This is a genomic window from Flavobacterium granuli, assembly GCF_031456055.1.
GTDB lineage: Bacteria > Bacteroidota > Bacteroidia > Flavobacteriales > Flavobacteriaceae > Flavobacterium > Flavobacterium granuli_A.
Genome location: NZ_JAVDTX010000004.1, coordinates 63,467 through 89,074 on the forward strand (window position 1 = coordinate 63,467; position 25,608 = coordinate 89,074).

Below are 25,608 nucleotides of genomic sequence, written 5' to 3' on the forward strand. Positions count from 1 at the left end.
AAAGAACAAATTGAGAAACCCTGTCAAAATTCAACTTTGACAGGGTTTTTGCATTGAAATGATACATGAGTTATTTCTAATAAAACTACTCGACAATCAATCTATACGTTGAAAGATGTCCGTCTTCATTTTTGACGGTTACTATGTAAAACCCTTTGGAAAAATTATCCATTTTGACAATGTTTACATCTTTATTTTCCATTTTTTTCTTAAATAGCATTTTGCCTTCTATGTCAAAAAGAGTGATTTCTGTAGGGAAGTTATTGTTTGATTTTTGGATAATAATTTCTGATTTAGCTGGATTAGGGTAAATTACAAATTGTGTTTGATCGATAGAGTTGATGCCGAGCGAAGTGTCAATAATTTTAAAAATGATACCATTAGTAATGTCGGCAACGTACAGTTCTCCATTCATATCTTCTCCAAAAGTCGAAAAATTATTCCCGCTAAATTCTTGTGAATAAGTCAGTGTGCCACTAGAGGTCATCATTCCAATTAGTGGTTTGCAATAATCCGTAAAGAAATATAATCCTTTGAAATTGGGATAGACGCTTCCGTTATATACATATCCGCCAGTAATGGAACATACTCCTGTGGAATGGTTTATCGTCTTTAATGGGGATTTTAGGGATGCCTGTGAAGGACAGCCTGCAGTGTTGTAGACAGTATCTCCTTCGTAGCAACGCCAGCCATAGTTTAATCCTGCTTGTGTAGCTGTTGCAATGTTGATTTCTTCAATATTGTCCTGGCCTACATCGGCAATCCATAAATTCCCTGTTGCTTTGTCAAAGGAAAATTTCCAGGGATTTCGGAGACCAATTGCCCAAATTTCATCAGCTCCCGCAATCCCTACATATGGATTGCTAGTAGGAATGCTATACGGAGTTCCAGAATTCACATCGATTCGAAGCATTTTGCCCAATAATTCATTTACGTTTTGGGCTCGATTTTCAGGATCTCCACCGCTGCCGCCATCGCCCGTGCCAATATACAAATAGCCGTCGGAGCCAAATTTTAGAGTTCCACCTTTATGATTGGAATAGGGCTGAGTAATAGTTAGAAGAATACTTATACTTGATGGATTTGCTAAATTTCGATTTCCAGAATCTACAGTATATTTAGCAATTACAGTATTGCCGTCAAGGTTGATATAGTTAATATAAAAAAAACCATTGGTGGTATAATCGGGATGAAATGCTAAGCCCAATAAACCTTTCTCTCCACTATTGCTTATTTGTGTTGTTATATTTAAGAAAGGTGTTGGATTGACTGTTCCATCAGAATTCATGATTTTTATAAGACCACCTTGCTCAACTACAAATAATCTATCGTCACCTGCATTTGTAATTTCTAAAGGCCTTGTGAAACCACTTCCAAAAGACTGCAATCCGATAGTTTGAGAATAGGAAAAACTAAAAGAATATAACGAGAATAATAAAGCCATTATTTTCATAATCAATTGGTTTTTAAAGTAAACACAAATTTATGAAAAAAACGGCTTTGTATTTTAATTCACTGAAAAACAAGTCAATAAGGCTATTTTGCAATGTGGGGGTTATTTTGCAAAGAGTAATTTATACGCTATTCGGAAATAAATTTTTTTTCGCTTTTTTAAAAATCAAACTCTTCTTTTACCTCCGTTGAGTCGATTACGGTTGTATCTTTTATTTTGATATTTAATAAAGAATGGGCACGACCTGTAAGCATTATAGAAGCAGATAAACCAATAGTGTCTTCAGGAACCAATAAGCCACGGCGAAACATAAGATTTCTCAAGAATGTCTGGTGTTTGGTCGCGTACGCTTTTTGCAAACCTTCCTGGTCAAATTGCCACATAAATTTCTTTGGTTTTGGGATTATCGTAGCCAGGAATAAACATTCTTGTACATTCAAATCAGCAGGTCTTTTCTGGAAATAAAATTCCGCCGCTTCGCCAATTCCATATACATTTGGACCCCATTCGATAATGTTGAAATAAACCTCCAACATACGCTGTTTGCTCGTGATTCGATTACCCTCAATAATGTAAACCAATAGAATCTCTTCTAGTTTTCTAGACAGAGTTTTTTCTCTTGTTAGAAATACATTTTTAACCAATTGCATGCTTATCGTACTCGCTCCGCGGGAGAATTTTTTGGTACGAATGTTTTTTAGAATCGACTGTTTGAAGGCTTCATTTATAAAACCTCGATGTGACATAAACGAAGGATCTTCTGACGTCAAAACACATTTTTGTAAATAAGGAGAAATTTGATCCAAAGGCGTGTAATAAGGATTGCTTACCCCAACAAAAACAGGGCGTTGCAGCACGCCATTATCCACGGCTCTATAGGTGAATTCCCTGTTTAATTTATCTAGGTCGATATTTCCGTATTTGGTTATATTTACATTTTGTTTGTTTACATCACTCTTGAAAACAATGGTGTTTGGTTTGTTTTTGTTGAACATAAAATCCAATTTATAATCAAAATCACCTGTAGCTTCCATACCCTGAAAATGGGTAAATAATCCATCAGGAAGGGAAGTGATGAAATCCTGCGTTTTCATTTTTGGAGTTACGATTTTTAGTCTATAAATGGTATCTTTTTCGGTGTTGTAGGAAAGATAAGGATGTATTTTTATTTTATTGAATTGGAAAGTTGAACTGCTATCTATAGAAACGAAATCGGAACCTAGCAAGAAACGAAAATCAAATCTGGCATTTTTGATGTTTACGTCTTTATTGGCAATTCTTTTATGGTTCACTTTTAAATTGGTAATCGAACTATAACCGTCAAAGTGTAATTCGCCGCGGCTCATTTCAATGTTTTGAACATTGAAACGAATGGAGTCAAAGCTGGCTTTCAGATTATATCGTTCGTCAAAATAAGGTACTTTGATGGCACCAGTGTCAATATTAAAAAAATGTAGATCTCCCTTTTTGTTTCTAGGGTCGGCTATTCCATTGATTCTCCATTTCTGTGCAAAAGTATTGGTTTGAACCTCGATAGATGATTCTAATTTGGTTTGATATAAAGTCAGTTTTTTGAAATTTACAGTAGCTTTTTTACCGTTATCATCCAGTTTGAAAACCAAATTTTCCAGAGTCATATCCGTTGGGACCAAATTGAGGACTTTGGAGATAATGCGGTAGGCAAATTCGGCGTAATCTCTTTTATCTGTGGTTTTGGGTTCGTTCTTGTCTCTTTTTAAGAAAGCACCAAAATTTTTGATCTTTCCTTTTTTAGTCAATTGGACATAACCATTTTTTATTTCAAGAGTTCCAAGTTGAACATCGCCCAAAAGCAATCGCCATAAATTGACATTTGTTTTTATTTTTTGAATTTTAAAAAGAGTATCTAGATTTTTTGGAGCCAAGGTAATTTCATTCAATTCAATTCCAGATATCCCATCGAAAGAAGCTTTTTTGATGGCAAATTCACTGTTGTATTCCAGTTTCATTGTTGCAGAAACCTTGTCTACAGCCTGATCCAAAAGCTCGTCCCTAAATACAAGAAAACCAATTAAGAGTATGGTAATAACGATTCCAAGTATTTTGGAAGCAAGTAGTAACTTTTGTTTATTAGTTCTCATCTTACGGGGGGAATGATTCTTTTGTAAATAGTGTTTTATCCGAACAACTGACTAGCCACATCTTCAATTTTGGCTACCAATTGAATTTTTATTCCTGTGTTTTTTAAGGCGATTTTATTGTATTTAGATACAAAAATAGTAGAAAATCCCAACTTTTCAGCTTCTTGAATACGCTGATCGACACGGTTTACGGGACGAATTTCGCCAGAAAGCCCGACTTCGCCGGCAAAACAAAAATCTTTATTGACTGGAATGTCTTCATTGGAAGATAAAATAGCGGCAACAACTGCCAAATCTATGGCAGGGTCATCTACAGAAATACCTCCAGTTACATTTAGGAAAACATCTTTAGCACCAAGTCTAAAACCGGCTCTTTTTTCCAAAACAGCCAAAATCATATTTAGTCTTTTGGCGTTATAACCTGTAGTGCTTCTTTGTGGAGTACCGTAAACTGCAGTGCTTACCAAAGATTGTATTTCGATCATCAAAGGACGCATGCCTTCGAGTGTAGAGGCAATGGCTGTTCCTGATAATTCTTCGTCTTTGTGGGAAATCAATATCTCGGAAGGATTAGATACTTCTCGTAATCCGCTTCCTAGCATTTCGTAAATTCCAATTTCGGCAGTTGATCCAAAACGGTTTTTCAACGAGCGTAAAATGCGATAGACATGATTGCGGTCGCCTTCAAATTGAAGAACAGTATCGACCATGTGTTCCAATATTTTTGGACCTGCAATAGTTCCATCTTTGGTAATGTGTCCAATTAAAATTACTGGAATATTGGTCTCTTTGGCAAATTTGATCAATTCGGCGGTGGTTTCCCGTATTTGAGAAATACTTCCTGCAGTTGATTCAATATAATCGGTATGAAGAGTCTGAATTGAATCTATTATGACAATTTCAGGCTGAATGGCTTCAATTTGTTTGAAGATATTCTGTGTTTTGGTTTCGGTAAGAATAAAACAATTATCTCCGTTTGGAGTAATGCGTTCAGCACGCATCTTGATTTGTTTCTGACTTTCCTCTCCGGAAACATATAAAGTTTTGTATGGTAGTTTTAAGGAAATTTGAAGTAAAAGGGTGCTTTTTCCAATTCCAGGCTCACCTCCTAAAAGGATGAGAGAACCAGGAACGATTCCTCCACCAAGAACTCGATTTAATTCACCATCGGTAGTATCTAGACGGATTTCTTCGGTACTGTCAATTTCATTAATTCGTAACGGTTTTGGCGCTTTACTAGTCGTAGATGATTCACTTTTCCAAGCAACTTTTTCCTGCTTTTGTATAATTTCCTCAGCAATGGTATTCCATTCTTTACATGAATTGCACTGTCCTTGCCATTTGGCATATTGTGCACCACAATTCTGGCAAAAAAAAGTTGTTTTTACTTTGGACATTATTATTGTTTTTTTTCTTCGGAAACTGGAGCGTCTGCTGCAGGAGTATCAGATACTGGTGTTTCTTCGATTACTTCTTGTTTTGGTTCAACATCTTGACCTACTTTTCCTTTTATTTTTGGTTTTTTAGCAAAGGTCTTTTTCAACTCTTCTGCTTTTGCAAACATCATGTCTTTGGTAAGCCCGGCAATTTCTTCTTTATTGAATCCAGACATATAGTAGCGAACAGCTCTAGGATTATCACCTTTTTTTTCAAACATGGTAGCTAATTGATAATCACCTAGCATACTTTTTGGGTAGTTTTTGTCGGCAAGAATTGCTAATGCATCCAATTCATTATAATCTTTGTTTTCAATGATAGCAGCTTCAATAGCTTGGAAATCGGTAATTCGTATAGGGGTTTTTATGCCAAAGGAATTTTCTATTATGTCATATTTGTTTTTTAAGTAATCAACATAGCCTTCTTTGAGGGTTACAATTTTTGTGCTGTATTCTAACACAGATATAGGTTGTGCCACAGCAAAAATTTGATACAAAGCTGTTGGGATAGAATGTAAAACAAGTGAGAAATGTGAAGCATCATTAAAATTTTCAAACTTGTAATTCAAGTTCGGATTTTTATTAGCTTGGATCTTAGTATCAATGTTTTTAATTCTTTCCTGCATTTTTTTATTGTCGCCATCAGCTGTAGATAAATAATAGAAAATAGAATTTTTTGTTGAAGCCAAAATATCTGGCAATACATTTTCCATATTTACAGGTAACTCTGGACTTAAGCAGATGTAGGCATCGAATAATGAGTTTTCTTTATATAAAAAGAAATTTGAAAAGGCTGCAGTTGTATCATGTCCTGCAATGATTTTGAAATTAGTAGTTCTATAGTCATGCTGCATAAAAGGAATGAGTTCCAAAGATATAAAATCAAAGAAATCTACACTTTTTCCATCAGGCATTCCTGTAACTTCATCCAAGCCACAATCTATTGATCTTTGGTCGTTTTTACCTTGGCTTATTCCTACAATGATTACTTCTGGTAAATCATCCCAGTGATTACCGTAGTTTAAAGCTCCTAAAACAGGATTTAGTAAATAATCGCCATCCATTAAAACTATTAAAGGGTATCTTTTTGTCGGATTTTTTTCATAAGAAGCTGGCAAAGAAATATAAAGTTCTCTTTTTCCTTGAAGTTTTCCAGAGTCGAAATTGATTGTTTTTATTTGTGAGAAACAAGAAATTGAAAAAAAGGCCAGTAATACTATAAGTAAATGCTTCATATAAATTAGGGGGTTTTGTTATTTTATGCTAAAATAGGTTAGCAATATAAACAATTATTTGATGGATACACAAAGGAGGGGTCGATAAGCCGTTATGTTAATGAATTGTCTTTTTCATTTGGAAAAACTATCCATGGCTTGAACGTTTTGGCTTCTTCAAATTCCAAAGTCGCATACGAAATGATGATGATGATGTCGTCCTTTTGTACTTTACGTGCTGCTGGGCCATTTAAAGTAATTATCCCAGAATTTTTTTCGCCAACAATGGCATAAGTATCAAAACGTTCTCCATTATTTATGTTGACAATGGATACTTTTTCGCCTTCTATTATATTTGCCGCTTCTAATAATGCTTCGTCTATAGTGATGCTTCCGATGTAATTTAAGTCGGCTCCTGTGACTCTTACTCGGTGAATTTTTGATTTAACAACTTGAATGTGCATGGTATTTTTTTAATTTAATGAAATGGTATCTATTAATCGGATGTTGTTGACAAATACCGCTATGAAAGCTCTGTATTTTTTGTTTTTACTTTTTCGTTTGCAAGTGGTAAGAGTTGATTCATCTGCAATTTCAAAGTATTCTAAAGTAAATGTTTTGTTCTTATTGAATTTATTTTTTACCCATTCTGTGGTTTTTTCAGCGCTATTATTTAAGAATTTTGCTTTGGCTTCGCTTAGTATTTTATATATAATTCCCGCTTCTTCTCTTTCTTGCAAAGTTAAGCGTTCATTTCGAGAACTCATAGCTAAGTTGTTGATTTCTCTATAAATAGGACATACAACAATCGCTACCTGTATGTGGTTTTTTTCAACCATTTTTTTTACTATTTGCACCTGCTGAAAATCTTTTTCACCAAAATAGGCTCTAGTTGGTTGTACTATTTCAAAAAGTCTCTTAACGATCGTTCCTACGCCATCAAAATGACCGGGTCTAAACTTGCCTTCCATTTTATTTTCCAATCCATCAAAATCGAAAGATTGTGATAAGGTTTTTCCTTCGTACATGTCGTCAACAGTAGGAGCAAAAACAATAATGTTTGGATTGATGTTGGAGATTTTTATTATATCAGTATCCAAAGTACGAGGATATTTTTCCAAGTCTTCGGGATTGTTAAATTGCGTTGGATTTACAAAAATACTAACAACAGTTATCTCATTTTCCTTAGTAGATTGAAGCATTAACGACTGATGTCCCTCATGCAAAGCACCCATTGTCGGAACAAATCCAATTGAAGTATTTGTAGTCTTTAATGTGGATAAATAGTCCATTAAAGCCGCTTTTCCATAGAAAATTTGCATGGCAGTTTTGTTTAAATTAGGTGCAAACTTAATATTTTAGTCCATAACTGCATAAAATTTTGTAATTTTGCGTGGTTTTTATTGCCAATAATTAATCAATTTATACTATGAAAGATAAGAGGATATTATACGTATCATCTGAAGTTGTGCCTTATCTCGCTGAAAATGAGGTTTCATTAATGTCTTATGACGTACCAAAAATGATTAATGATCAAGGAGGGCAAATTAGAATTTTTATGCCAAGGTATGGAAATATTAACGAGAGAAGACACCAATTACATGAGGTAATTAGGTTGTCTGGAATGAATTTGGTGGTGAATGATTTGGATATGCCTCTAATTATTAAAGTAGCTTCTATTCCAAAAGAGAGAATACAAGTTTATTTTATAGATAACGAAGAATATTTTAAAAGAAAAGCAACTTTTGCTGATGAAGAAGGAGTGATGTATCCTGATAATGACGAGCGCGCTATCTTTTTTGCAAAAGGGGTTGTTGAGACTGTGAAGAAATTAAACTGGGTTCCAGATATTATCCACGTACACGGTTGGATGGCTGCTATGTTGCCTGTTTACATGAAGCATTTTTATAAAAATGAAGCATTGTTTTCAGATACGAAAATAGTTACTTCAGTTTACAGTCAGTCTTTTGAAGGAACATTGGATGTTGAAATGATCAATAAAGTTAAATTTGACGGTATTCCAGATGAAGCTATCTCTGAATTGGAGGTTCCGAATTATGAAAACATTATAAAAACAACTATTCGTAATTCTGATGCTGTAATCATTGCGTCAGATGGACTCTCTCCAAGTTTAACAAAATTTATAGAATCTTCCAACAAACCTTTTCTACCTTTGAAACATAAAGACGAATTCTCGGTTGCTTATACCGAATTCTATAAAAATATGTTGTTATAAATCAATCATTTACGAATAAGTATGCTTAAAAATTCTTTTTTTAAAACAATTCCTTTCCTTTTATTTATTGTTCTTTTTAATTCCTGTGATAAAGAATTTAATGTTGTTGGTGAAGATCTTATAGGGGATAACTCTTTCGATATTCAAAAGAGTGAGTATTCTGTTGAAGCATATAATCAAAAATTAGGGCCAATTCAATCGAACAATTTAGAGGTTAACCCTTTAGGTGTATATGACAATCCTTCTTTCGGGACTACTAATGCAAATTTTGTTACTCAAGTGACTTTAGCTGAAGTAAGTCCTACTTTTGATACTTCTGCCGCTATAAAAAGTGTAGTTTTGACCATACCTTATTTTTTTGATAAGACTAAAACAGTAGTGAACAGCGATGGAAGTAGTACCTATGTTTTAGATTCTATTTATGGTCCAGATAAAGCTAAGATGAAACTTAGTGTTTATGAGTCTGGTTATTTCATGAGAGATTTAGATCCTGAAGAGCAATTTTCTCAACCTCAAAAATATTACAGCAATCAATATCCAGATTTTAATCAGTTAAAAATAGGCACCCCATTAAATGATGGTTCTAATAAAGCTGAAAATTCAGAATTCTTTTTTGATCCTGCAGAACATGTTGTTAAAACAACTACCGATGGTAAAGAAACAACTACTAGAACTGCTCCTGGGATGAAGTTAAATTTAAATAAAGAATTCTTTTTGAAGAAAATAATTAAAGCACCAGCAGGGTCTTTAGTTGATAATAATGCGTTTAAAGATTATTTTAGAGGTGTGTTTTTCAATATAGAAACCATAGGAAGTAATCCTGGAAACATGGCAATGCTTAATTTTAAGTCTGGAAAGATAACGATTACTTATACTGAGACTGTAAATTCAGTAGCAACCGATAAAACCGTGATATTGAATTTGTCTGGGAATACTGTTAGTTTATTGGATCAGAGTAATACTAATGTCAATTATGCCAATGCTACTATTGATGATAAAGTTTCTGATGCTAATTTGTATCTTAAAGGAGGCGAAGGTTCAATGTCAGTATTAAAGCTATTTGGAGATGATAAATTTGGTGCAGATGGTGTGAGTGGAGAGCATAATGGAGTGGCAGATCAATTAGATATTATGAGAAAAAATAAATATCTAATAAATGAAGCCAGTTTAGTGTTTTATTTGAATTCAGCAGCGATGGGCTCAAGTTATGTGCCGCAACGAATTTATTTATATGATTTTAAAAACAATCAAATATTAATTGACTATTTAGAGACATCAACTGTTTCGTCAAATACTAAAAACAATAAATTTGTTTTTGGAGGTATTTTCACTAAGAAATCTGATGTTGATGGTGGTTCTTATTATAAATTTAGGATTACCAATCATATTAGAAATCTTGTTAAGTATGCAGATTCCACTAATGTGGATTTGGGATTGGTTGTTACTGAAGATATTAATAAATCCAGTTTTTATTCTTTAAGAAACAAAACAGGAGTTCCTTTGAAAGCCCCTATGGCTTCAGTAATGAATCCGCTAGGTACTATCTTGTTTGGTAATAATATTCCAACAGACGATAAGGATTATAATAAAAGATTGAAATTTGAAATTTATTACACAAAAACTAATTAAGAAAAACTATGTGTGGAATTGTTGGATATATAGGCTATAGAGAGGCTTATCCTATTGTTATAAAAGGACTTAAAAGATTAGAATACCGTGGTTATGATAGTGCTGGGGTAATGTTGTATGATGGGGAGTCTGTAAAATTATCTAAGACAAAAGGCAAAGTATCAGATCTTGAATCTAAAGCCCAAAATGAAATTACTACAAATGGGACTATAGGGATTGGACATACACGTTGGGCAACTCATGGTGTGCCAAATGATGTTAATTCACACCCTCATGTTTCTAACTCTGGTGATTTGGTGATTATTCACAATGGTATCATTGAGAACTATGCTCCTTTGAAAGTTGAGCTAATAAAAAGAGGTTATACTTTTAATTCGGATACAGATTCTGAGGTTTTAGTAAATCTTATTGAAGAAGTACAGAAAAATGAAAAATTAAAATTAGGAAAAGCTGTTCAAGTTGCGCTAAATCAAGTAGTTGGTGCTTATGCAATTGCTGTTTTTGATAAAAAGAATCCAAATGAAATTGTTGCTGCAAGATTAGGAAGTCCATTGGCAATTGGAATTGGTGAAGGTGAATATTTCATCGCTTCTGATGCTTCACCATTTATTGAGTATACTTCAAATGCGGTATATCTTGAGGATGGAGAAATGGCTAATATTAGGTTACATAAAGGGATGAAAGTTCGTAAAATTAAAGATGATTCTATCGTTGATCCTTATATTCAAGAGCTACAGATGAATTTGGAGCAAATTGAAAAAGGAGGTTACGATCATTTTATGTTGAAAGAAATCTACGAGCAACCAAGTGTAATTAAAGATACTTATAGAGGAAGATTACATGCCAATGAAGGAATTGTTCAAATGGCAGGTGTTGAAGATAACCTTGAGAAATTCTTAAATGCAGACCGTATTATCATAGTTGCTTGTGGTACATCTTGGCATGCTGGTTTGGTAGCTGAATATGTTATTGAAGAGTTTGCCAGAATTCCTGTGGAAGTTGAATATGCTTCTGAATTTAGATATAGAAACCCTATTATTAATAGCAAAGATGTTGTAATTGCTATTTCACAATCAGGTGAAACTGCCGATACTATGGCAGCTATAAAATTAGCTAAAGAACACGGAGCGTTTGTTTTCGGAGTGTGCAATGTTGTGGGTTCGTCTATTTCAAGAGAGTCACATGCTGGAGCTTATACTCATGCTGGTCCTGAAATTGGTGTTGCTTCTACAAAAGCATTTACTACTCAAATTACAGTATTGACAATGTTGGCATTGCGTTTGGCGAAAGCTAAAGGTACTTTGACACAGTCTGATTTTCACACTTATTTACAAGAATTGGAAATCATTCCTGAGAAAGTTAAGGAAGCATTAGAAACTAATGATAAATCTAAGGAAATTGCAGCAGTATTTAAAGATGCGCCAAATTGTTTATACCTTGGTCGTGGATACAATTTTCCAGTTGCGCTTGAAGGAGCTTTAAAATTAAAAGAGATTTCATATATTCATGCTGAAGGTTATCCTGCAGCCGAAATGAAGCACGGACCTATTGCTTTGATAGATGAACAGATGCCGGTTATTGTGATTGCTCCTAAACAAGGGCATTATGATAAAATTGTAAGTAACATTCAAGAAATCAAGTCTAGAAGTGGTAAAATTATTGCTGTAGTAACTAAAGGTGATACTCAAGTTCGTGAATTAGCAGATTATGTTATTGAGATACCAGAAACTTCTGATGCATTATCTCCGCTCATCACCACAATACCATTACAACTTTTGTCTTATCACATAGCTGTTATGAGAGGTTGTAATGTTGATCAACCTCGAAATTTAGCAAAATCAGTTACTGTTGAATAATGAATTGTTATAGAATTTTTTGAAAAGCGAGATTTATTTCTCGCTTTTTTTTGCTTTATACTTTTTACGAAATCGTTGTAAATTTTATGATAAATTTAATATAAATGCCAAATTGTTATGTACGCATAGTATATTATGTGAATAACCTATTATTTTATTATTAATTATGCAAAATATAAAAATATTGAATTGTTAGATAATGAACTATTTTGTTAATAATAATGATAAATATTTTTACATTTTTTACTTATAATTAAAAAATATGTGTAATTTGCTGCCACTAACTAACAAAATTTTACCATATGAGATTGTATTTACTTTTTTTAACATTATTCTTTTGTAGCATATCTTTTGCGCAAAATTCTATCAAGGGTGTTGTTGTTGATGAAAATAATCAACCTATTGCGGGAGCTAGTATTAGAGTGTCTGGGTCAAATGAAGGTGCTACTTCAGATTATGATGGTTCCTTTACTTTGACAACCAAACAAATGCCTCCTTTTTCTATTGATGTTACTGCGGTTGGGCAGGTTTCTGCCAGCATTAAAGTAGAGTCAATATCACAAAAAATTCAAGTAAAATTAAATTCAGAAGAGACGAAATTGAATGAAATTGTAGTTTCTGCTTCAAGAGCGCCAGAGAGAGTTCTTCAATCTCCTGTTACTATTGAGAGAATGGGAATTGCGCAAGTAAAAAGTACTACTGCGCCAACTTTTTATGATGGTTTAGAAAATTTAAAAGAAGTGCAATTCAATACCAGTAGTATCTCATTCAAAACGGTTAATACTAGAGGTTTTGCCGCTGTTGGGAATACGCGTTTTATGCAGTTGGTAGATGGTATGGATAATTCCTCACCTGCTTTGAACTTTGTATTGGGTAACTTAATTGGTCTTTCGGATATTGATGTGGCTAGTGTAGAGCTTTTGCCTGGGGCATCTTCAGCTTTATATGGTGCTAATGCATTCAATGGAATTCTATTTATGAACAGTAAAAATCCTTTTACGAATCAAGGAATTAGTTCTTATGTGAAATATGGTCAAACTTCTCAAGATGTTGCAGGTACCAATGATTATTTTGATATGGGAATTAGAGCGGCAACAGCCTTTAATAAATATTTTGCTGTAAAAGCTAACTTCAATTATATGAAGGCTACTGAATGGATTGCTGATGATAGAAGAAGTATGACAGGTGGTACTATTGGTCATGATGGAAATCAAAATTATGATGGTTTGAATATTTATGGAGATGAGGTAACTACATTTATCAATAATGTTGGTCAGGTTAGCAGAACGGGTTATCGTGAAAAAGATTTGAATGACAATAAAGTGAATAGTGTCAAAGCTGATTTCTCTTTGCATTTAAGACCTTGGGCTGATGATACAGAAATCATGTTTCAGTATAAATTAGGTATGGGAAATACTATTTACCAAGGAGCAAATAGATATGCTTTGAATGATTTCTTTATGAGTCAAACTAAAGTTGAGATAAAAGGGAAAAACTTTTTTGCTAGAGCGTATCGTTCTGCTGAAGATGCTGGTAATTCGTATGATATGCGTTTTGCGGGTTGGAATGTGCAAAGAGCAGCTAAATCAGATACTAACTGGTTTACAGATTATGCTACATCGTTTCAATTGTCTTCTGCTGTTTTAGGGCTTGATGGTAATGAAGCAGCTAATTATGCAAGAACATTTGCGGACACCAATGTTTCGCCAGGTTTGAATTTAGTGCCTAATACGGATCCAACTAATCCTTCGGCGCCAAGAAACGCAAGATTTGAGCCAGGAACTCCTGAGTTTACAAGTGCTTTAAATGCTGTTAAAAGTAATCCTGATTTTACACAAGGAGCAAAGTTTACAGATCAATCTAAAATATATCACTCTGATGTAAATTATAATTTTAAAGACTTGATTGAGTTTGCGGAAATTCAAGTTGGTGGTTCTGCTCGTCAATATGAAATGAATTCTAGCGGTTCTATTTTTACTGACTATGATGGTCCAATTCGCTACAATGAGTATGGGGTTTACACCCAGGGATCTAAATTGTTTATGGAAGACCGTTTGAAAGTGGTTGCTTCTATACGTTATGACAAAAGTCAAAATTTTGATGGAAATATATCTCCAAGAGTTTCTTTCGTTTACTCTGCAGGAGCGCAAAAGAATCACAACTTCAGAGCTTCATACCAAACAGGCTTTAGAAACCCAACTACACAAGATCAATACATCGGACTTGACTTAGGACCATTTGCTTTAATTGGTTCGGCACCAGAAAACTTGGCTCGCTATTCTGAAATTAGAGGTGTAAGCTCGTCTGGACAAGCGGCGGGCGCAGCTGCTACTGTTGCTATGGATGGTAGAAATGCTTATAATAATTCTTATACATTAACTTCTGTTCAGGCGTTTGGAGCTGCTTTGAATGCAAATCCTTCTGATGTTGCTGGAGCAGCAGCTTTATTGCAATCGGCAAATGTTAATTTAGTTCGTCCTGAAGAAGTGAAAGCGTTTGAGTTGGGATATCGTACTGTAATTAATAATGATTTATCAGTTGATTTGAATGGGTATTATAATCAATACAATCATTTCTTGAATACTTCTAGAGTAGCTGGTGTTTATTATGGTGATGTTAATTCTGCAATCAATTTATCTGATCCATTGAGTCCTGTTTATGCTTTGGTTAGAAGTGATAGAAGAGTTTATCAGGTGTACACAAATACTAGTGCTGATGTTTCATCTTTAGGTTTTGGTATTGGTTTGTCTAAAAAGGTATATAAAGACTTTGAATTAGGGGCGAATTATAATTATTCTCAATTGGATTTTGATCAATCAGAAGATCCAGGATTTGTTACTGGATTCAATACTCCAAAACATAGAGTAAAAGCTTCGTTAGGAAATCCAAAACTGTTTAAAAATTTTGGATTTAATACGAACGTAAGATGGAATACAGAATATTTATGGCAATCTTCATTTGCTGATGGAATGGTGCCTTCAACTACTGTGTTTGATGCTCAAATCAATTACGCGGTTCCGGCATATAAATTATTGTTCAAATTGGGAGGTACTAATATTGGAGGTAAAGATTATATCCAAGTAATTGGGGCTGGATCTATAGGACAACAATGGTTCGCTTCATTGACAATTAATCCTTAATTAAAAAGACTAGACAAAAACTTAAAAATATACAGAGGTATGATAAAAAATTTTAAATGGCTACTATTGGTTTCTTTAAGCTTTGTAGCATGTGATAATAATGATGATGAAGATGCAGTAGCTGAGATTCCTATTACATCTGGATCTGCTTCATTTGCTAAATATGTGGCATTGGGAGATTCCTTTGCTGCAGGATATAGTGATGGCGCGCTTTTTAAAGCAGGTCAAGAGAACTCTTATGTAAACATATTGGCACAACAATTTATGCCAGCTGGAGGGGTTGCAATTACAACTCCTTTGATGGCTGATAATATTGGAGGGTTGCTATTGGGTGGAAATGTTATTGCGGGGCCACGTTTATATTTTAATGGGAAAGGACCAGTGCCTGTGCCGGGGGTGCCAACTACTGAAGTGACCAATCATTTGACTGGGGCTTTCAATAATTTAGGGATTCCTGGAGCCAAAAGTTTTCATTTACTTGCACCTGGGTATGGAAATGTTGCAGGGGTGGCTTCTGGTAAAGCGAATCCGTATTATGCTCGTTTTGCTACTTCTGGATCAACTACTGTATTGGCGGATGCATTAGTTCAAGCGCCTAGTTTCTTTTCTTTGTTTATTGGAGGTAATGATGTTTTGAGTTATGCCACATCTGGAGGTATTGGAGTAAATCAAACTGGAAATTTGGATCCTTCTACTTATGGTGGAAATGATATAACAGATCCTAATGTTTTTGCAAATGTATATAATGCTTTGGCTACTAATTTAACGGCTAGTGGCGCTAAAGGAGTAGTAGCTAATTTGCCTTATGTGACTACTTTGCCGTATTTTACAACAGTTCCTTATAATCCAGTTCCTTTAACCGATGCTGCAGCTACACAATTGAATGCTGGTTATGCAAGATATAATGGTGGATTGCAGGCTATGGTTACTAATAAATTGCTAACTGCTGAAGAGGCGGCAAGAAGAACGATAAAATTTGTTGCTGGAAATAATGCAGTTGTAATCGTAGATAGTTATTTGACAAATTTAGCGGCTTATGGAGTTCCATCTTATAGACAAGTTACCAAAGAGGATTTGGTTGTACTAACGGCTAGAACTTTTATAGGAACTGCAGTTGGAGGGGATCCAACAAAAGTAAATGGAGTTTCAGTTCCATTAGCTGATCAATGGGTGCTTTCAAAAGACGAAGTAAAAGAAGTTCAAGTTGCTACAGACGCTTATAATAAAACGATAAGTGGAATTGCGGAGTCCAAAGGTTTGGCATTTGTTGATACAAAATTAGCTATGACTCAACTGTCTACTTCAGGAGTTCGTTTTGGAAATTATCACATGACAGCGGCATATGTTACTGGTGGTGCTTTTTCATTAGATGGTGTTCATCCTAGTCCAAGAGGTTATGCGTATATCGCTAATCTTTTTGTAAACGCGATAAATGCTAAATATGGTGCAACATTAAGAACAGTAGATTTGTCTCAATATCAAATTCAGTATCCTGCAACGATACAATAATTTTTACTTGCAATAGCTATCGAAACCACCCGTTTATGACGAGGTGGTTTTTTTGTTTTTTTTAGTAAAGAGAGAGGTGATTTAATAGTTTGAAACTGCTTAATAATCAATTCAGTAAAAATTTAGCTTTTTTTATAAAAAAAATATTGATTTTATATTTTAAAAAATTATCTTTGCACTCTGAAAAAAGTATCCTTTCGATGAGTTTCGATCGGCTGTATTTCATAAACCTAAATAGCTATTTAATAAACACATAAGTAATGTCAAAAGTAATAGGAAAAGTTGCCCAAATCATTGGACCAGTAGTCGATGTAGTTTTCAACGGAAAAGATGTTGAACTTCCAAAAATTTATGATTCATTAGAAATCACAAAAAAGGATGGTACATTATTAGTACTTGAAGTACAATCTCACATTGGTGAAAATACAGTTCGTACCATTTCGATGGACTCAACAGATGGTTTGAGTAGAGGTTATGAAGTAGTTGGAACAGGTAATCCTATCCAAATGCCAATCGGTGCCGATGTTTACGGTCGTTTGTTTAATGTAATTGGTGATGCTATTGACGGTTTGCCAGCTTTACCAAAAACAGGTGAAAGCGGAACTCCAATTCACAAACAAGCACCAAAATTCGAAGATTTATCTACATCTTCTGAAGTTTTATTTACAGGTATTAAAGTAATCGATTTGATTGAGCCTTACTCAAAAGGGGGTAAAATTGGATTGTTTGGTGGTGCTGGAGTAGGTAAAACAGTATTGATTCAGGAGTTGATTAACAATATTGCAAAAGGTCACGGTGGACTTTCAGTATTCGCAGGAGTAGGTGAAAGAACACGTGAAGGGAATGACTTACTTCGTGAGATGTTGGAGTCAGGAATTATTAAATACGGTGAGGATTTCATGCACTCTATGGAAAATGGAGGATGGGATTTGTCTAAAGTAGATTTACCTGGAATGAGAGAGTCAAAAGCTACTTTCGTTTTCGGACAAATGAATGAGCCTCCTGGAGCTCGTGCTCGTGTGGCACTTTCTGGATTGTCTATCGCTGAATATTTCCGTGATGGAGCAGGTTCTGATCAAGGAAAAGACGTGTTGTTCTTCGTTGATAATATCTTCCGTTTTACACAAGCAGGTTCTGAGGTTTCGGCTCTTTTGGGACGTATGCCGTCTGCGGTAGGTTACCAACCAACATTGGCAACAGAAATGGGTGCGATGCAAGAGCGTATTACATCTACAAACAAAGGTTCTATTACATCTGTACAAGCGGTTTACGTTCCTGCGGATGACTTAACTGACCCGGCGCCAGCAACAACATTTGCTCACCTTGATGCAACTACTGTATTGTCTCGTAAAATTGCTGAGTTAGGTATCTATCCTGCGGTTGATCCATTGGATTCTACTTCAAGAATTTTAGCTCCTCACATTATTGGTGCTGAGCATTATGACTGCGCACAAAGAGTAAAAGAAATTCTTCAAAAATACAAACAATTGCAAGATATTATCGCAATTCTTGGTATGGAAGAGCTTTCTGAAGAAGATAAATTGTCTGTATCTAGAGCACGTCGTGTTCAACGTTTCTTGTCTCAACCTTTCCACGTTGCTGAGCAATTTACAGGATTAAAAGGTGTTTTAGTTGATATCAAAGATACTATCAAAGGATTTAACATGATTATTGACGGTGAATTAGATCACTTGCCAGAATCAGCTTTCAACCTTAAAGGTACAATTGAAGAAGCTATAGAAGCTGGAGAGAAAATGTTGGCAGAAGCTTAAAATCAGTTGGCAGTTATCAGTTATCAGTTATCAGTTCTAAACTTTAACTTCTAACTTTTAACCACTAACTTCTAACTTTAAAAAATATGATTTTAGAAATAGTATCACCAGAAGCGAAATTATTTTCAGGAGAAATCACTTCTATTTCTGTTCCAGGAGTAGATGGTCGTTTTCAAATGTTGAATAATCACGCGCCAATAGTTTCATTGTTGCAAAAGGGAACAATTAATATTACTGCTCCTAGCTTTGATTTAAACGAAGAAACAGCAAGTTTGTTTACCAAAGTAAATGATCAAAATTATACTTTAGAAATTGCCTCTGGTACTCTTGAGTTAAAAGATAATAAAGTAATTGTTTTAGCTGACTAAAATAATTTCAAGAATATTTTAAAAAAAAGCCTAACATTTTGTTAGGCTTTTTTTGTAAAGTACTGTCAAGAAAAACAGATTTATATTGATCATTTATGTAAATCGAAATCTCTATATCCTTGATTTGCTCTGGTTTCACTTCGGTCAATGTAAAATTGACGATCAGGATTAGCAGTAGTGTTTAAACCATCGACATAGCGGTTGCACATACAGAAAAAAGCGGCTATCAAAACTGTGTCGTGAATTTCCTTATCTGTTGCACCTTCAATCTTTGCATTTTCAATTTGGTGAGGGGTAACGTTTTTTCCTCCTCTTTGTACACTGGCAGCGATTGTCAATAAGGCTTTCATTTTATTGGAGAGAGGCATTTTTTCGAAATCTGCTTTGATGTCATCAATGAATTTCATGTCACATTTCATGTAAAATTGCGCTAGACTTCCATGTACATTTTGACAAAAAAAACAATTGTTTAAATAGGAAACATAAGTTCCTATTAATTCGCGATCTCCTCTTGAAAGCGTGTTGTCTTCCCTTAATAGAATTTCGGCAAGTTCATTTATGGGATGGGCAGTTTCTGGGCTAAATTCCAGCAAGGCTCTCATGCCAGGAAGATTTTCGTTTAGTTTTATGTGTGGCATATTTTAAATTTATTGATTATAACCCTGCTGTGCTATTTTTATACCACGCTCTCGGAATGTTTCCATAGTATCGTTTGATTCCAAGCCCAATCCGTCCACATATCGATTGAACATGCAAAAAAGGGAGGCTATCAATACCGTATCATGTATTTCCATGTCAGTTGAACCTGAATTTTTTGCAATTGCTACTTGCTCTTCAGTTACATTTTTTCCTCCTTCTTGCACACTTTTTGCAAGTGTAAGTAAGGTTTTCATCTTGTTAGAAATGGGAGCTTTTTGATAGTCGTCTTTTACTTTTTGTATTAGTGTAATATCTGCATTCAATAAGCATTGTGCTACTTCCGCATGGATTGAACCACATATGTAACAATCGTTTAATGATGACACAAAAGCGGCTATTAATTCTCGTTCTCCCATACTCAATCCGACATTGTTCCGCATTAATATTTGCATCAATGTTGTTAAAGGTTGTGCTATTTCGGGACGAAAGGCCAATAAACTGTTCATACCTCTTTTTGTTTCGTCTAATGAGATGTATGCCATAATAGTTATTTGCGTTTTGGAGAGACATATCCTAAGGTTCCCATGCGTTCTCCCATTTGAGCATATACTTCGGGGTCTGTTGGTGTCAGAGCTGCCAAACCATCAACATAGCGATTGAACATGCAGAAAGTCGCAGCAATCAAAACTGTGTCATGAATATCGCGGTCATTTGCGCCAAACTCTCTTGCAGATAATACATCTTCGGGTAAAACCGTTCTGGCATCAGCTTGTACTTTGCCTGCAATGGTTAATAAAGCTTTCAGTTTGTCTGAAATAGGGGCATTTTTATAATCATCTAAAACCAAATCAACTGTTTTTGCTTCGTCATGAAATAAATACCGTGCCGCAGCTGCATGACTGGATGCGCAAAATTGGCACTCATTTTTATAGGATACATAAGTGGCAATTAGTTCTCGTTCTGCAGAAGTAAGTGGAGATTCTCCACGTAAAAGTATTTGTGCTAATTCATATAAAGGTTCGCCAGTTTCTGGTCGGTAGAGTACCAAACTGCGAATGCCGGGAACACCTTCTTCTAAAGGGATATGTGCCATAATTTTAATTTAATTTAATTTTTACAGGTTCTTTACTAAAAAAAGTGAGGGCTAAAGCCAATAAAAAAGTAAGTGAAAATGATAATAAAGCATTGCTGAATCCACCAAAAGCAGTAACAAAACTACCTACAAAAAACACAGCCGTTGCGGTAAAAAAGCGTCCAATGTTAAAACAAAACCCTGTAGCTGTTGCTCGAATAAGCGTTGGAAATAATTCGGGTATATAACTCGACAAAGCGCCTTGGCTGATTCCGAAAAATAGGGCCAAAAATGCCATTTCAAAATAAATAATTGCATTAAATTGGGTGTTTGTCAAAAAAAGCAAACAGCAAGAGATGAAACAACCCGAAAAAGTAAGGAGTAAGGTTTTTCGATTGCCCATTTTTTTGATGAGGAATCCAGACAATATACCGCCTAGAATGCCTCCGATTCCTAGTAACATCATTGATATACCACGCTCTTGTTGTCCATCTTGACCTGCTGGCATTAAGGTTTGAACCCATGTTGGAATCCAGGAGAAAAGACCCCAAAGACCAATTAATACAGAGCCGAAGATGAGGGTGCCCATCCAAAGATTCGAGCGATGCTCTAAATCAAAAATGCTTTTCTTGGCTATTTGATCTTCTTTTATTGTTTGCCATTTTGTTGTTTCGGGTAATAGTAAGGCTATTAATAGTGCGATTATTATAGGGATGATACCAAGCCAAAAAGCTTGTCTCCAGTTCGTAAAAAGAAGATTCAAACTGCCTGTAGCAACAATTCCAACAGGAAAAAAGATTGCCAAAATTCCCAGAATTACAGGACGATTTTTGGCATGCCAAATTTCTGAAATATATACTGTTGTGATTAGTAATACACCTCCGATTCCCATTCCAGCAAAAAAACGTAGTCCCATTAAAGCATATTGATTGGGTACAAAAACACATAAAACGGTAGCAAAGCCATATAAGGCCGTGGAAAATACCAATACTTTTTTTCGCCCGATGTGATCGCTCCAAACGCCAAACAATAAGCCGCCAATCATCCACCCATAAAGAAAAACAGCACTGATGTAAGCGCCAATTTCCCCCAACAGACTTTCGGTAACTTTGTTGCCTAATAGCTCTGGTATAGCAACAGGTAAATAAACGGACATTAGGGTAGAAACCGTTCCTGCAAAGGTGTATGCCAAGATGCAAAGAAATAAAGCCAACCAATTATTTTTTGAGTTTTCCATGTTTTTTTTTAAATAAAGCAATTAGATGTTAAATAGATTTTTTGGTACTACAAATACAGCAATGCACACAATCTAATTTTAGTTAAATAATTCATCAAAATTCAAACTCACATAATATAAACCGCCAACTGCTGGGGAACCATATGCTTGAACGATGTATTTATTAGTTAGATTCGAAGCTCCAAACTTGATGATTGATTTTAGTTTAGATAATTTCAAGCTCATTTGGGCATCTAAAATATTGTACGATTGAATGCGTCCAGGGTTATTTCCGTTGAAAGTTCCGTACCAATCAAATGCATTTTGCCAATGCCAAGCTACGCTGAATCCTAATTTCTCGGTTAATTTCGAATTGCTTAAAACTAAATTAGTTTTCCATGTTGGAGTATTAAAAGCGGGAATGTTATCTGGGTTTGCATCCATCATATTAAAATCAGTCCAAGTAGCATTACCATCTAATCGATAGCTTTTAGGGAAAAGATAAGACAAGCCTGCACTTATACCTTGAATTGAAACTTTATCTGGAGCATTGGTGTAAAGTTGGAATGCTTGAGTTTTTCCAGTCATTATATCAGAAGCTGCAGCAGGATTTATTGAACCGTCTGGTAGAGTAACTGGACTATCAGTTCGGATTACAACAGTATTGACTATAAAGTCTTTGTATTGGCTATTGTAATAGTTGATATCAAACAATATGCTTTTGTTAAAAAATCCTTTGTATCCTATTTCAAAACTATTCACATGTTCTGGTTTAATATAAGGAACATTAGATTTTACAAGTTTGTCCTTGTTGTTTGCAATAGCAACTGGAAACGGAACCCCTTGTCCTAATTGAGCGCCTGTCGCTCCAGCAAAAGCTCCTACAGAACTTGCTGTATACGAGTTTTCATAAGCATTTAAACCTTGAGAATTTACGGGAGCTCCTCCAAGAATTATGATTGGGCCAACATTCAATTTGATGTATTGATCTCCAATAGTTGGGTTTCTAAAGCCAGTTTGGTAAGAAGCTCTAAAATTGTTTTTTTCATCAGGAGAGTATACAGCGGATGCACGTGGAGTAAAACTACCATCGAAGTTTTCGTTTTTATCATAACGTCCAGAAAGGGTGAATTTTAATTTATTCTCAAGAACACTTTTTGAAGCTTGTGCAAAAGTACCATATTCTGTGTTTGTTAAGTTTTTGTCTTTATCATCAAATAGAGTTCCTTGAGTATCTAGACGATATACTCTATAATTTCCACCAACTTGCAATTTTAAAAAGTTGTTGAGATGTGAACTCAAATCATACAAGCCTTCGAAATGGCGTAACCCACAACGGCTATAAATTCCTGCACCACTTAGGCCTTGTGTAGAAATGAGTTTGTCTTTGGCAGCGTTATATTCTGGTGTGTTTGGCATAAAGCGACCTTGATCGGCAAATGCTCTTGCTGAATTATTGTCATTTCCTGTAATTCCCGAAATCGAGCCATTATATGCGGCTCCGTATCGGGTAAACCATGTTGCATCTGCATTCTCAGGACTCACCACATTTCCGTTTAAATCTTGCACCCAACTTTGATTAATCAACTGCGCCAACGAACGAGTGTTATATGATTCGTTTGAATCTTCTTGGTTGTCATAGGCACGGAGATAAAAGTTATTTCCTTTCAACTCGATACGGTTTTGTATAAAAGCGAAACCATTTATAGAAAAACGACTACTTCCAGTATATTGAGTAGTTCCTTTGTTGAAATTTACCTGATACATTAATTCTAAATTATCATTGATGCGATAATTAAAAGCGGCATTCAATTTTAGACTGCTTACATCATAATTTGCTAAATCCTTTTCTTCATATCCTGTGCGGGATACACGTCCGATGCCTGGTATAGTACTTGCGACTTCATCTCCATAAATGTTCAATGAATTTTTAGCTGGGTTATTTGGACCTCTGTCGGCTTCAGGTGTATAGGGATCAATGTCTGTGTAGTCATTTGCATACCAATCTGTTCCTGCCATATAAGCGGCATTAAATTTAAAGGCAAATTTGTTATTAAAGGCTTTTGCATAACGAATAGCAAAATCATAAAATGGCTTTGCACCTGGGGTTAAATTTTCATTAAGATGATTTACTCCCACTTTGGATTGAGCACTCAATCCTTGATACGCAAAAGCATTTTTGGTATGGGTTTCCAACATCCCATTGAAAGCCACAGGGCCATACAATGCAGAAGCTGCACCAGGAATTAATTCTACACTTTCTACATCAAGATCATGTGGGCCAAAAAGATTTCCCATGGCAAAACCCAACCCCGCCGATTGATTATCAACTCCATCAACTAATTGAAGGAAGCGGCTATTTCCTGTTGTATTGAAACCGCGCGTATTTATTTGTTTATATGTCAAACTGCTTGTAACTAAGTCCACGGATTTCATATTCAGTAAAGCATCATAGAAGTTAGCCGAAGGTGAAGATTGAATGGCTCGGGCATCCATTTTTTCTATGCTGACAGGGGATTGTAAAATACGTTCTTCTACTCTTGAGGCAGTTACTACAACTTGGTTTAGCTCCTCAATTTCCATTTTCATAAAAACAGTAACTGGAGAATTATCAGTTACCAAGATTTCTTGCGTTGCATAACCTGACATTGAAACCACGATAGTAAAAGGCAGATTTGTTTCGGTATTTAATGAAAACTTTGCTTCTGAATCTGAATTTGTACTTACTTTTTCCCCTTTTAAGGAAACAGAAGCTCCAATTATTGGTTTCTCTGTTGTTTCATCAACGATTGTTCCAGTATATTTTTGGGCGAAAGAAGAGGTAACCGCTAGAATAAATAGCAGAGAAAAGAATATTGTTTTTTTCATAATTTTTTTAATGGTTAATGATTTTTAGTTAATAATATAACATGAAAGTGTTTGTTGACAGAAAGTGGTTTTTCTGTTTGACCAACAATTATTTTTTTAATTGATCATAGCCTCCTGGTAAACGATTATAACCCACTGTGGTAATTCGATCACCTAGTTTTTCATAAAACAGACTATCTGTAGGAGTTACTGTTGCCAATCCATCTACATATTTATTGTAAAGGCAAAATAGTGCAGCAATCAAGACTGTGTCGTGTATTTCACGGTCAGTCGCTCCTGAATTTTTGGCATGATTAATGCTTTCTGGTGTTACTTTTTTTCCGTTTTCCTGCACGAATGCCGCTATGGCCAGTAAGGCTTTCATTTTGTCGCTTACAGGGGCGGTTTCGAAATCCTGTTTGACTAATTCGCAAGTAGTGCTTTCGCCAAGTAGAATGTCTGCGGCGGCTGTATGTGCTGCGGTGCAAAATTTACATTGATTTCTTGAGGATACTAAACTGGCAATAAGTTCACGTTCGCCTTCAGTAAGTGTTGATTCTCCTCGCAAAAGGATTTGAGTCAATTCCCGAATTGGAGCAGCCGAATCTTGGCGGTATTCCAACAATCCTGTAATACCTGGTAAATGTGTTTCTAATGGGATATGTGACATTATAAAATAGTATTTAATTATAGAAAATTTCTAAATAGTGGATTGAAATTGAGTTTGTACATTACGTTGTCATATCAATGCAGAGTCGAGACAAATTGAATGCGCTTTTTGAAGTATCTTAGGTATAGGCAAATGTATTGACCAGAACATTGAAAAAACAAAAAGAAATACAAGATGTAGCACTTACTGCAAAAGATATATCCTTTGGGAAAAATGACAGGATTAGTCATGCAATAGAAATTAATTTTTGAATTTTCTATTTGATGATTTCATGATTGGGAAAGCAAGTGATGCATTAGACCAATTTAAAAAGGAAGTAAAGCCCATATTTCTTTTTAAAAAGAGAATAGAGAAAACACAAAAAGGATTTTATGTTTGTAACGGGTGTAATTTCCAATATTAAGTCGGTAGAAAGTGCATTCTTTACTTAA

The 25,608-nt window shown here is 35.1% G+C and carries 19 protein-coding genes; 7 read left to right on the top strand and 12 right to left on the bottom strand.

The genetic code is table 11. The annotated features are described in order from the left end of the window. Window positions 1-85 precede the first annotated feature (85 nt). The 6 genes from J2W95_RS09380 to panC all read right to left on the bottom strand — a co-directional run bounded on the left by J2W95_RS09380 (window position 86) and on the right by panC (window position 7,545). Window positions 86-1,453, bottom strand: a complete 1,368-nt coding sequence (locus tag J2W95_RS09380) for a PQQ-dependent sugar dehydrogenase (RefSeq protein WP_310006271.1) — start codon at window positions 1,451-1,453, stop codon at window positions 86-88. A 158-nt stretch (window positions 1,454-1,611) separates the two neighbouring features. Continuing rightward, entirely contained in the window at window positions 1,612-3,573 is a 1,962-nt protein-coding gene (locus J2W95_RS09385; protein WP_310006273.1) for a transglycosylase domain-containing protein, read from the bottom strand. A 35-nt stretch (window positions 3,574-3,608) separates the two neighbouring features. Further along, window positions 3,609-4,970 (bottom strand): DNA repair protein RadA, encoded by a 1,362-nt coding sequence (gene radA / locus J2W95_RS09390; protein WP_310006275.1) that lies wholly within the window; start codon window positions 4,968-4,970, stop codon window positions 3,609-3,611. A gap of 2 nt (window positions 4,971-4,972) precedes the next feature. Next, window positions 4,973-6,244 carry an alpha/beta hydrolase gene (locus tag J2W95_RS09395; RefSeq protein ID WP_310006276.1) on the bottom strand — a complete coding sequence of 424 codons (1,272 nt, stop codon included), beginning with the start codon at window positions 6,242-6,244 and terminating at the stop codon, window positions 4,973-4,975. 92 nt (window positions 6,245-6,336) lie between these two features. After that, a complete protein-coding gene (gene panD, locus J2W95_RS09400; protein WP_077378752.1) occupies window positions 6,337-6,687 on the bottom strand; it encodes an aspartate 1-decarboxylase in 351 nt (116 codons plus the stop codon). Window positions 6,688-6,696: 9 nt separating this feature from the next. Then, the gene (gene panC / locus J2W95_RS09405) at window positions 6,697-7,545 is read right to left on the bottom strand and encodes a pantoate--beta-alanine ligase (protein WP_310006280.1); all 849 of its coding nucleotides are present in this window, start codon (window positions 7,543-7,545) and stop codon (window positions 6,697-6,699) included. Between the two features lie 107 nt (window positions 7,546-7,652). Between panC and J2W95_RS09410 the strand changes: the two genes are divergently transcribed. From J2W95_RS09410 to J2W95_RS09440, 7 genes are all read left to right on the top strand, one after another. After that, window positions 7,653-8,459, top strand: coding sequence for a glycogen/starch synthase (locus J2W95_RS09410; protein WP_310006282.1), 807 nt, complete (start codon window positions 7,653-7,655; stop codon window positions 8,457-8,459). Window positions 8,460-8,480: 21 nt separating this feature from the next. Further along, window positions 8,481-10,088 carry a BamH family beta-barrel-assembly machinery protein gene (locus J2W95_RS09415; RefSeq protein WP_310006284.1) on the top strand — a complete coding sequence of 536 codons (1,608 nt, stop codon included), beginning with the start codon at window positions 8,481-8,483 and terminating at the stop codon, window positions 10,086-10,088. An 8-nt stretch (window positions 10,089-10,096) separates the two neighbouring features. Then, window positions 10,097-11,944, top strand: coding sequence for a glutamine--fructose-6-phosphate transaminase (isomerizing) (gene glmS, locus J2W95_RS09420; protein WP_310006286.1), 1,848 nt, complete (start codon window positions 10,097-10,099; stop codon window positions 11,942-11,944). A gap of 302 nt (window positions 11,945-12,246) precedes the next feature. After that, window positions 12,247-15,084 (top strand): TonB-dependent receptor, encoded by a 2,838-nt coding sequence (locus J2W95_RS09425; RefSeq protein ID WP_310006288.1) that lies wholly within the window; start codon window positions 12,247-12,249, stop codon window positions 15,082-15,084. Between the two features lie 39 nt (window positions 15,085-15,123). Next, the gene (locus J2W95_RS09430) at window positions 15,124-16,593 is read left to right on the top strand and encodes an SGNH/GDSL hydrolase family protein (RefSeq protein WP_310006289.1); all 1,470 of its coding nucleotides are present in this window, start codon (window positions 15,124-15,126) and stop codon (window positions 16,591-16,593) included. A gap of 260 nt (window positions 16,594-16,853) precedes the next feature. Then, window positions 16,854-18,365: a F0F1 ATP synthase subunit beta gene (gene atpD / locus J2W95_RS09435; RefSeq protein ID WP_310006291.1), complete on the top strand. Its 1,512-nt coding sequence runs from the start codon at window positions 16,854-16,856 to the stop codon at window positions 18,363-18,365. A gap of 86 nt (window positions 18,366-18,451) precedes the next feature. Continuing rightward, a complete protein-coding gene (locus tag J2W95_RS09440; RefSeq protein WP_310006293.1) occupies window positions 18,452-18,733 on the top strand; it encodes a FoF1 ATP synthase subunit delta/epsilon in 282 nt (93 codons plus the stop codon). Between the two features lie 89 nt (window positions 18,734-18,822). Here J2W95_RS09440 and J2W95_RS09445 read toward each other — a convergent pair whose 3' ends face one another. From J2W95_RS09445 to J2W95_RS09470, 6 genes are all read right to left on the bottom strand, one after another. Continuing rightward, window positions 18,823-19,371, bottom strand: coding sequence for a carboxymuconolactone decarboxylase family protein (locus tag J2W95_RS09445; RefSeq protein WP_310006294.1), 549 nt, complete (start codon window positions 19,369-19,371; stop codon window positions 18,823-18,825). 9 nt (window positions 19,372-19,380) lie between these two features. Further along, window positions 19,381-19,914 carry a carboxymuconolactone decarboxylase family protein gene (locus J2W95_RS09450; protein WP_310006296.1) on the bottom strand — a complete coding sequence of 178 codons (534 nt, stop codon included), beginning with the start codon at window positions 19,912-19,914 and terminating at the stop codon, window positions 19,381-19,383. 5 nt (window positions 19,915-19,919) lie between these two features. Continuing rightward, the gene (locus tag J2W95_RS09455) at window positions 19,920-20,465 is read right to left on the bottom strand and encodes a carboxymuconolactone decarboxylase family protein (protein WP_310006297.1); all 546 of its coding nucleotides are present in this window, start codon (window positions 20,463-20,465) and stop codon (window positions 19,920-19,922) included. Between the two features lie 4 nt (window positions 20,466-20,469). Then, window positions 20,470-21,681, bottom strand: a complete 1,212-nt coding sequence (locus J2W95_RS09460) for an MFS transporter (RefSeq protein ID WP_310006299.1) — start codon at window positions 21,679-21,681, stop codon at window positions 20,470-20,472. A 78-nt stretch (window positions 21,682-21,759) separates the two neighbouring features. Next, entirely contained in the window at window positions 21,760-24,528 is a 2,769-nt protein-coding gene (locus J2W95_RS09465; protein ID WP_310006302.1) for a TonB-dependent receptor, read from the bottom strand. Window positions 24,529-24,616: 88 nt separating this feature from the next. After that, window positions 24,617-25,177, bottom strand: a complete 561-nt coding sequence (locus J2W95_RS09470; RefSeq protein WP_310006303.1) for a carboxymuconolactone decarboxylase family protein — start codon at window positions 25,175-25,177, stop codon at window positions 24,617-24,619. Window positions 25,178-25,608 lie beyond the last annotated feature (431 nt).

Bases quoted from the DNA above. Each gene is read 5' to 3' on its own strand.
- J2W95_RS09425 (WP_310006288.1), top strand. From the start codon at position 12,247: ATGAGATTGTATTTACTTTTTTTAACATTATTCTTTTGTAGCATATCT.
- J2W95_RS09455 (WP_310006297.1), bottom strand. From the start codon at position 20,465: ATGGCACATATCCCTTTAGAAGAAGGTGTTCCCGGCATTCGCAGTTTG.
- J2W95_RS09395 (WP_310006276.1), bottom strand. From the start codon at position 6,244: ATGAAGCATTTACTTATAGTATTACTGGCCTTTTTTTCAATTTCTTGT.
- J2W95_RS09450 (WP_310006296.1), bottom strand. From the start codon at position 19,914: ATGGCATACATCTCATTAGACGAAACAAAAAGAGGTATGAACAGTTTA.
- J2W95_RS09380 (WP_310006271.1), bottom strand. From the start codon at position 1,453: ATGAAAATAATGGCTTTATTATTCTCGTTATATTCTTTTAGTTTTTCC.
- panC (WP_310006280.1), bottom strand. From the start codon at position 7,545: ATGCAAATTTTCTATGGAAAAGCGGCTTTAATGGACTATTTATCCACA.
- J2W95_RS09470 (WP_310006303.1), bottom strand. From the start codon at position 25,177: ATGTCACATATCCCATTAGAAACACATTTACCAGGTATTACAGGATTG.
- panD (WP_077378752.1), bottom strand. From the start codon at position 6,687: ATGCACATTCAAGTTGTTAAATCAAAAATTCACCGAGTAAGAGTCACA.
- J2W95_RS09445 (WP_310006294.1), bottom strand. From the start codon at position 19,371: ATGCCACACATAAAACTAAACGAAAATCTTCCTGGCATGAGAGCCTTG.
- atpD (WP_310006291.1), top strand. From the start codon at position 16,854: ATGTCAAAAGTAATAGGAAAAGTTGCCCAAATCATTGGACCAGTAGTC.
- J2W95_RS09465 (WP_310006302.1), bottom strand. From the start codon at position 24,528: ATGAAAAAAACAATATTCTTTTCTCTGCTATTTATTCTAGCGGTTACC.
- J2W95_RS09430 (WP_310006289.1), top strand. From the start codon at position 15,124: ATGATAAAAAATTTTAAATGGCTACTATTGGTTTCTTTAAGCTTTGTA.
- J2W95_RS09440 (WP_310006293.1), top strand. From the start codon at position 18,452: ATGATTTTAGAAATAGTATCACCAGAAGCGAAATTATTTTCAGGAGAA.
- J2W95_RS09410 (WP_310006282.1), top strand. From the start codon at position 7,653: ATGAAAGATAAGAGGATATTATACGTATCATCTGAAGTTGTGCCTTAT.
- J2W95_RS09385 (WP_310006273.1), bottom strand. From the start codon at position 3,573: ATGAGAACTAATAAACAAAAGTTACTACTTGCTTCCAAAATACTTGGA.
- J2W95_RS09460 (WP_310006299.1), bottom strand. From the start codon at position 21,681: ATGGAAAACTCAAAAAATAATTGGTTGGCTTTATTTCTTTGCATCTTG.
- radA (WP_310006275.1), bottom strand. From the start codon at position 4,970: ATGTCCAAAGTAAAAACAACTTTTTTTTGCCAGAATTGTGGTGCACAA.
- J2W95_RS09415 (WP_310006284.1), top strand. From the start codon at position 8,481: ATGCTTAAAAATTCTTTTTTTAAAACAATTCCTTTCCTTTTATTTATT.
- glmS (WP_310006286.1), top strand. From the start codon at position 10,097: ATGTGTGGAATTGTTGGATATATAGGCTATAGAGAGGCTTATCCTATT.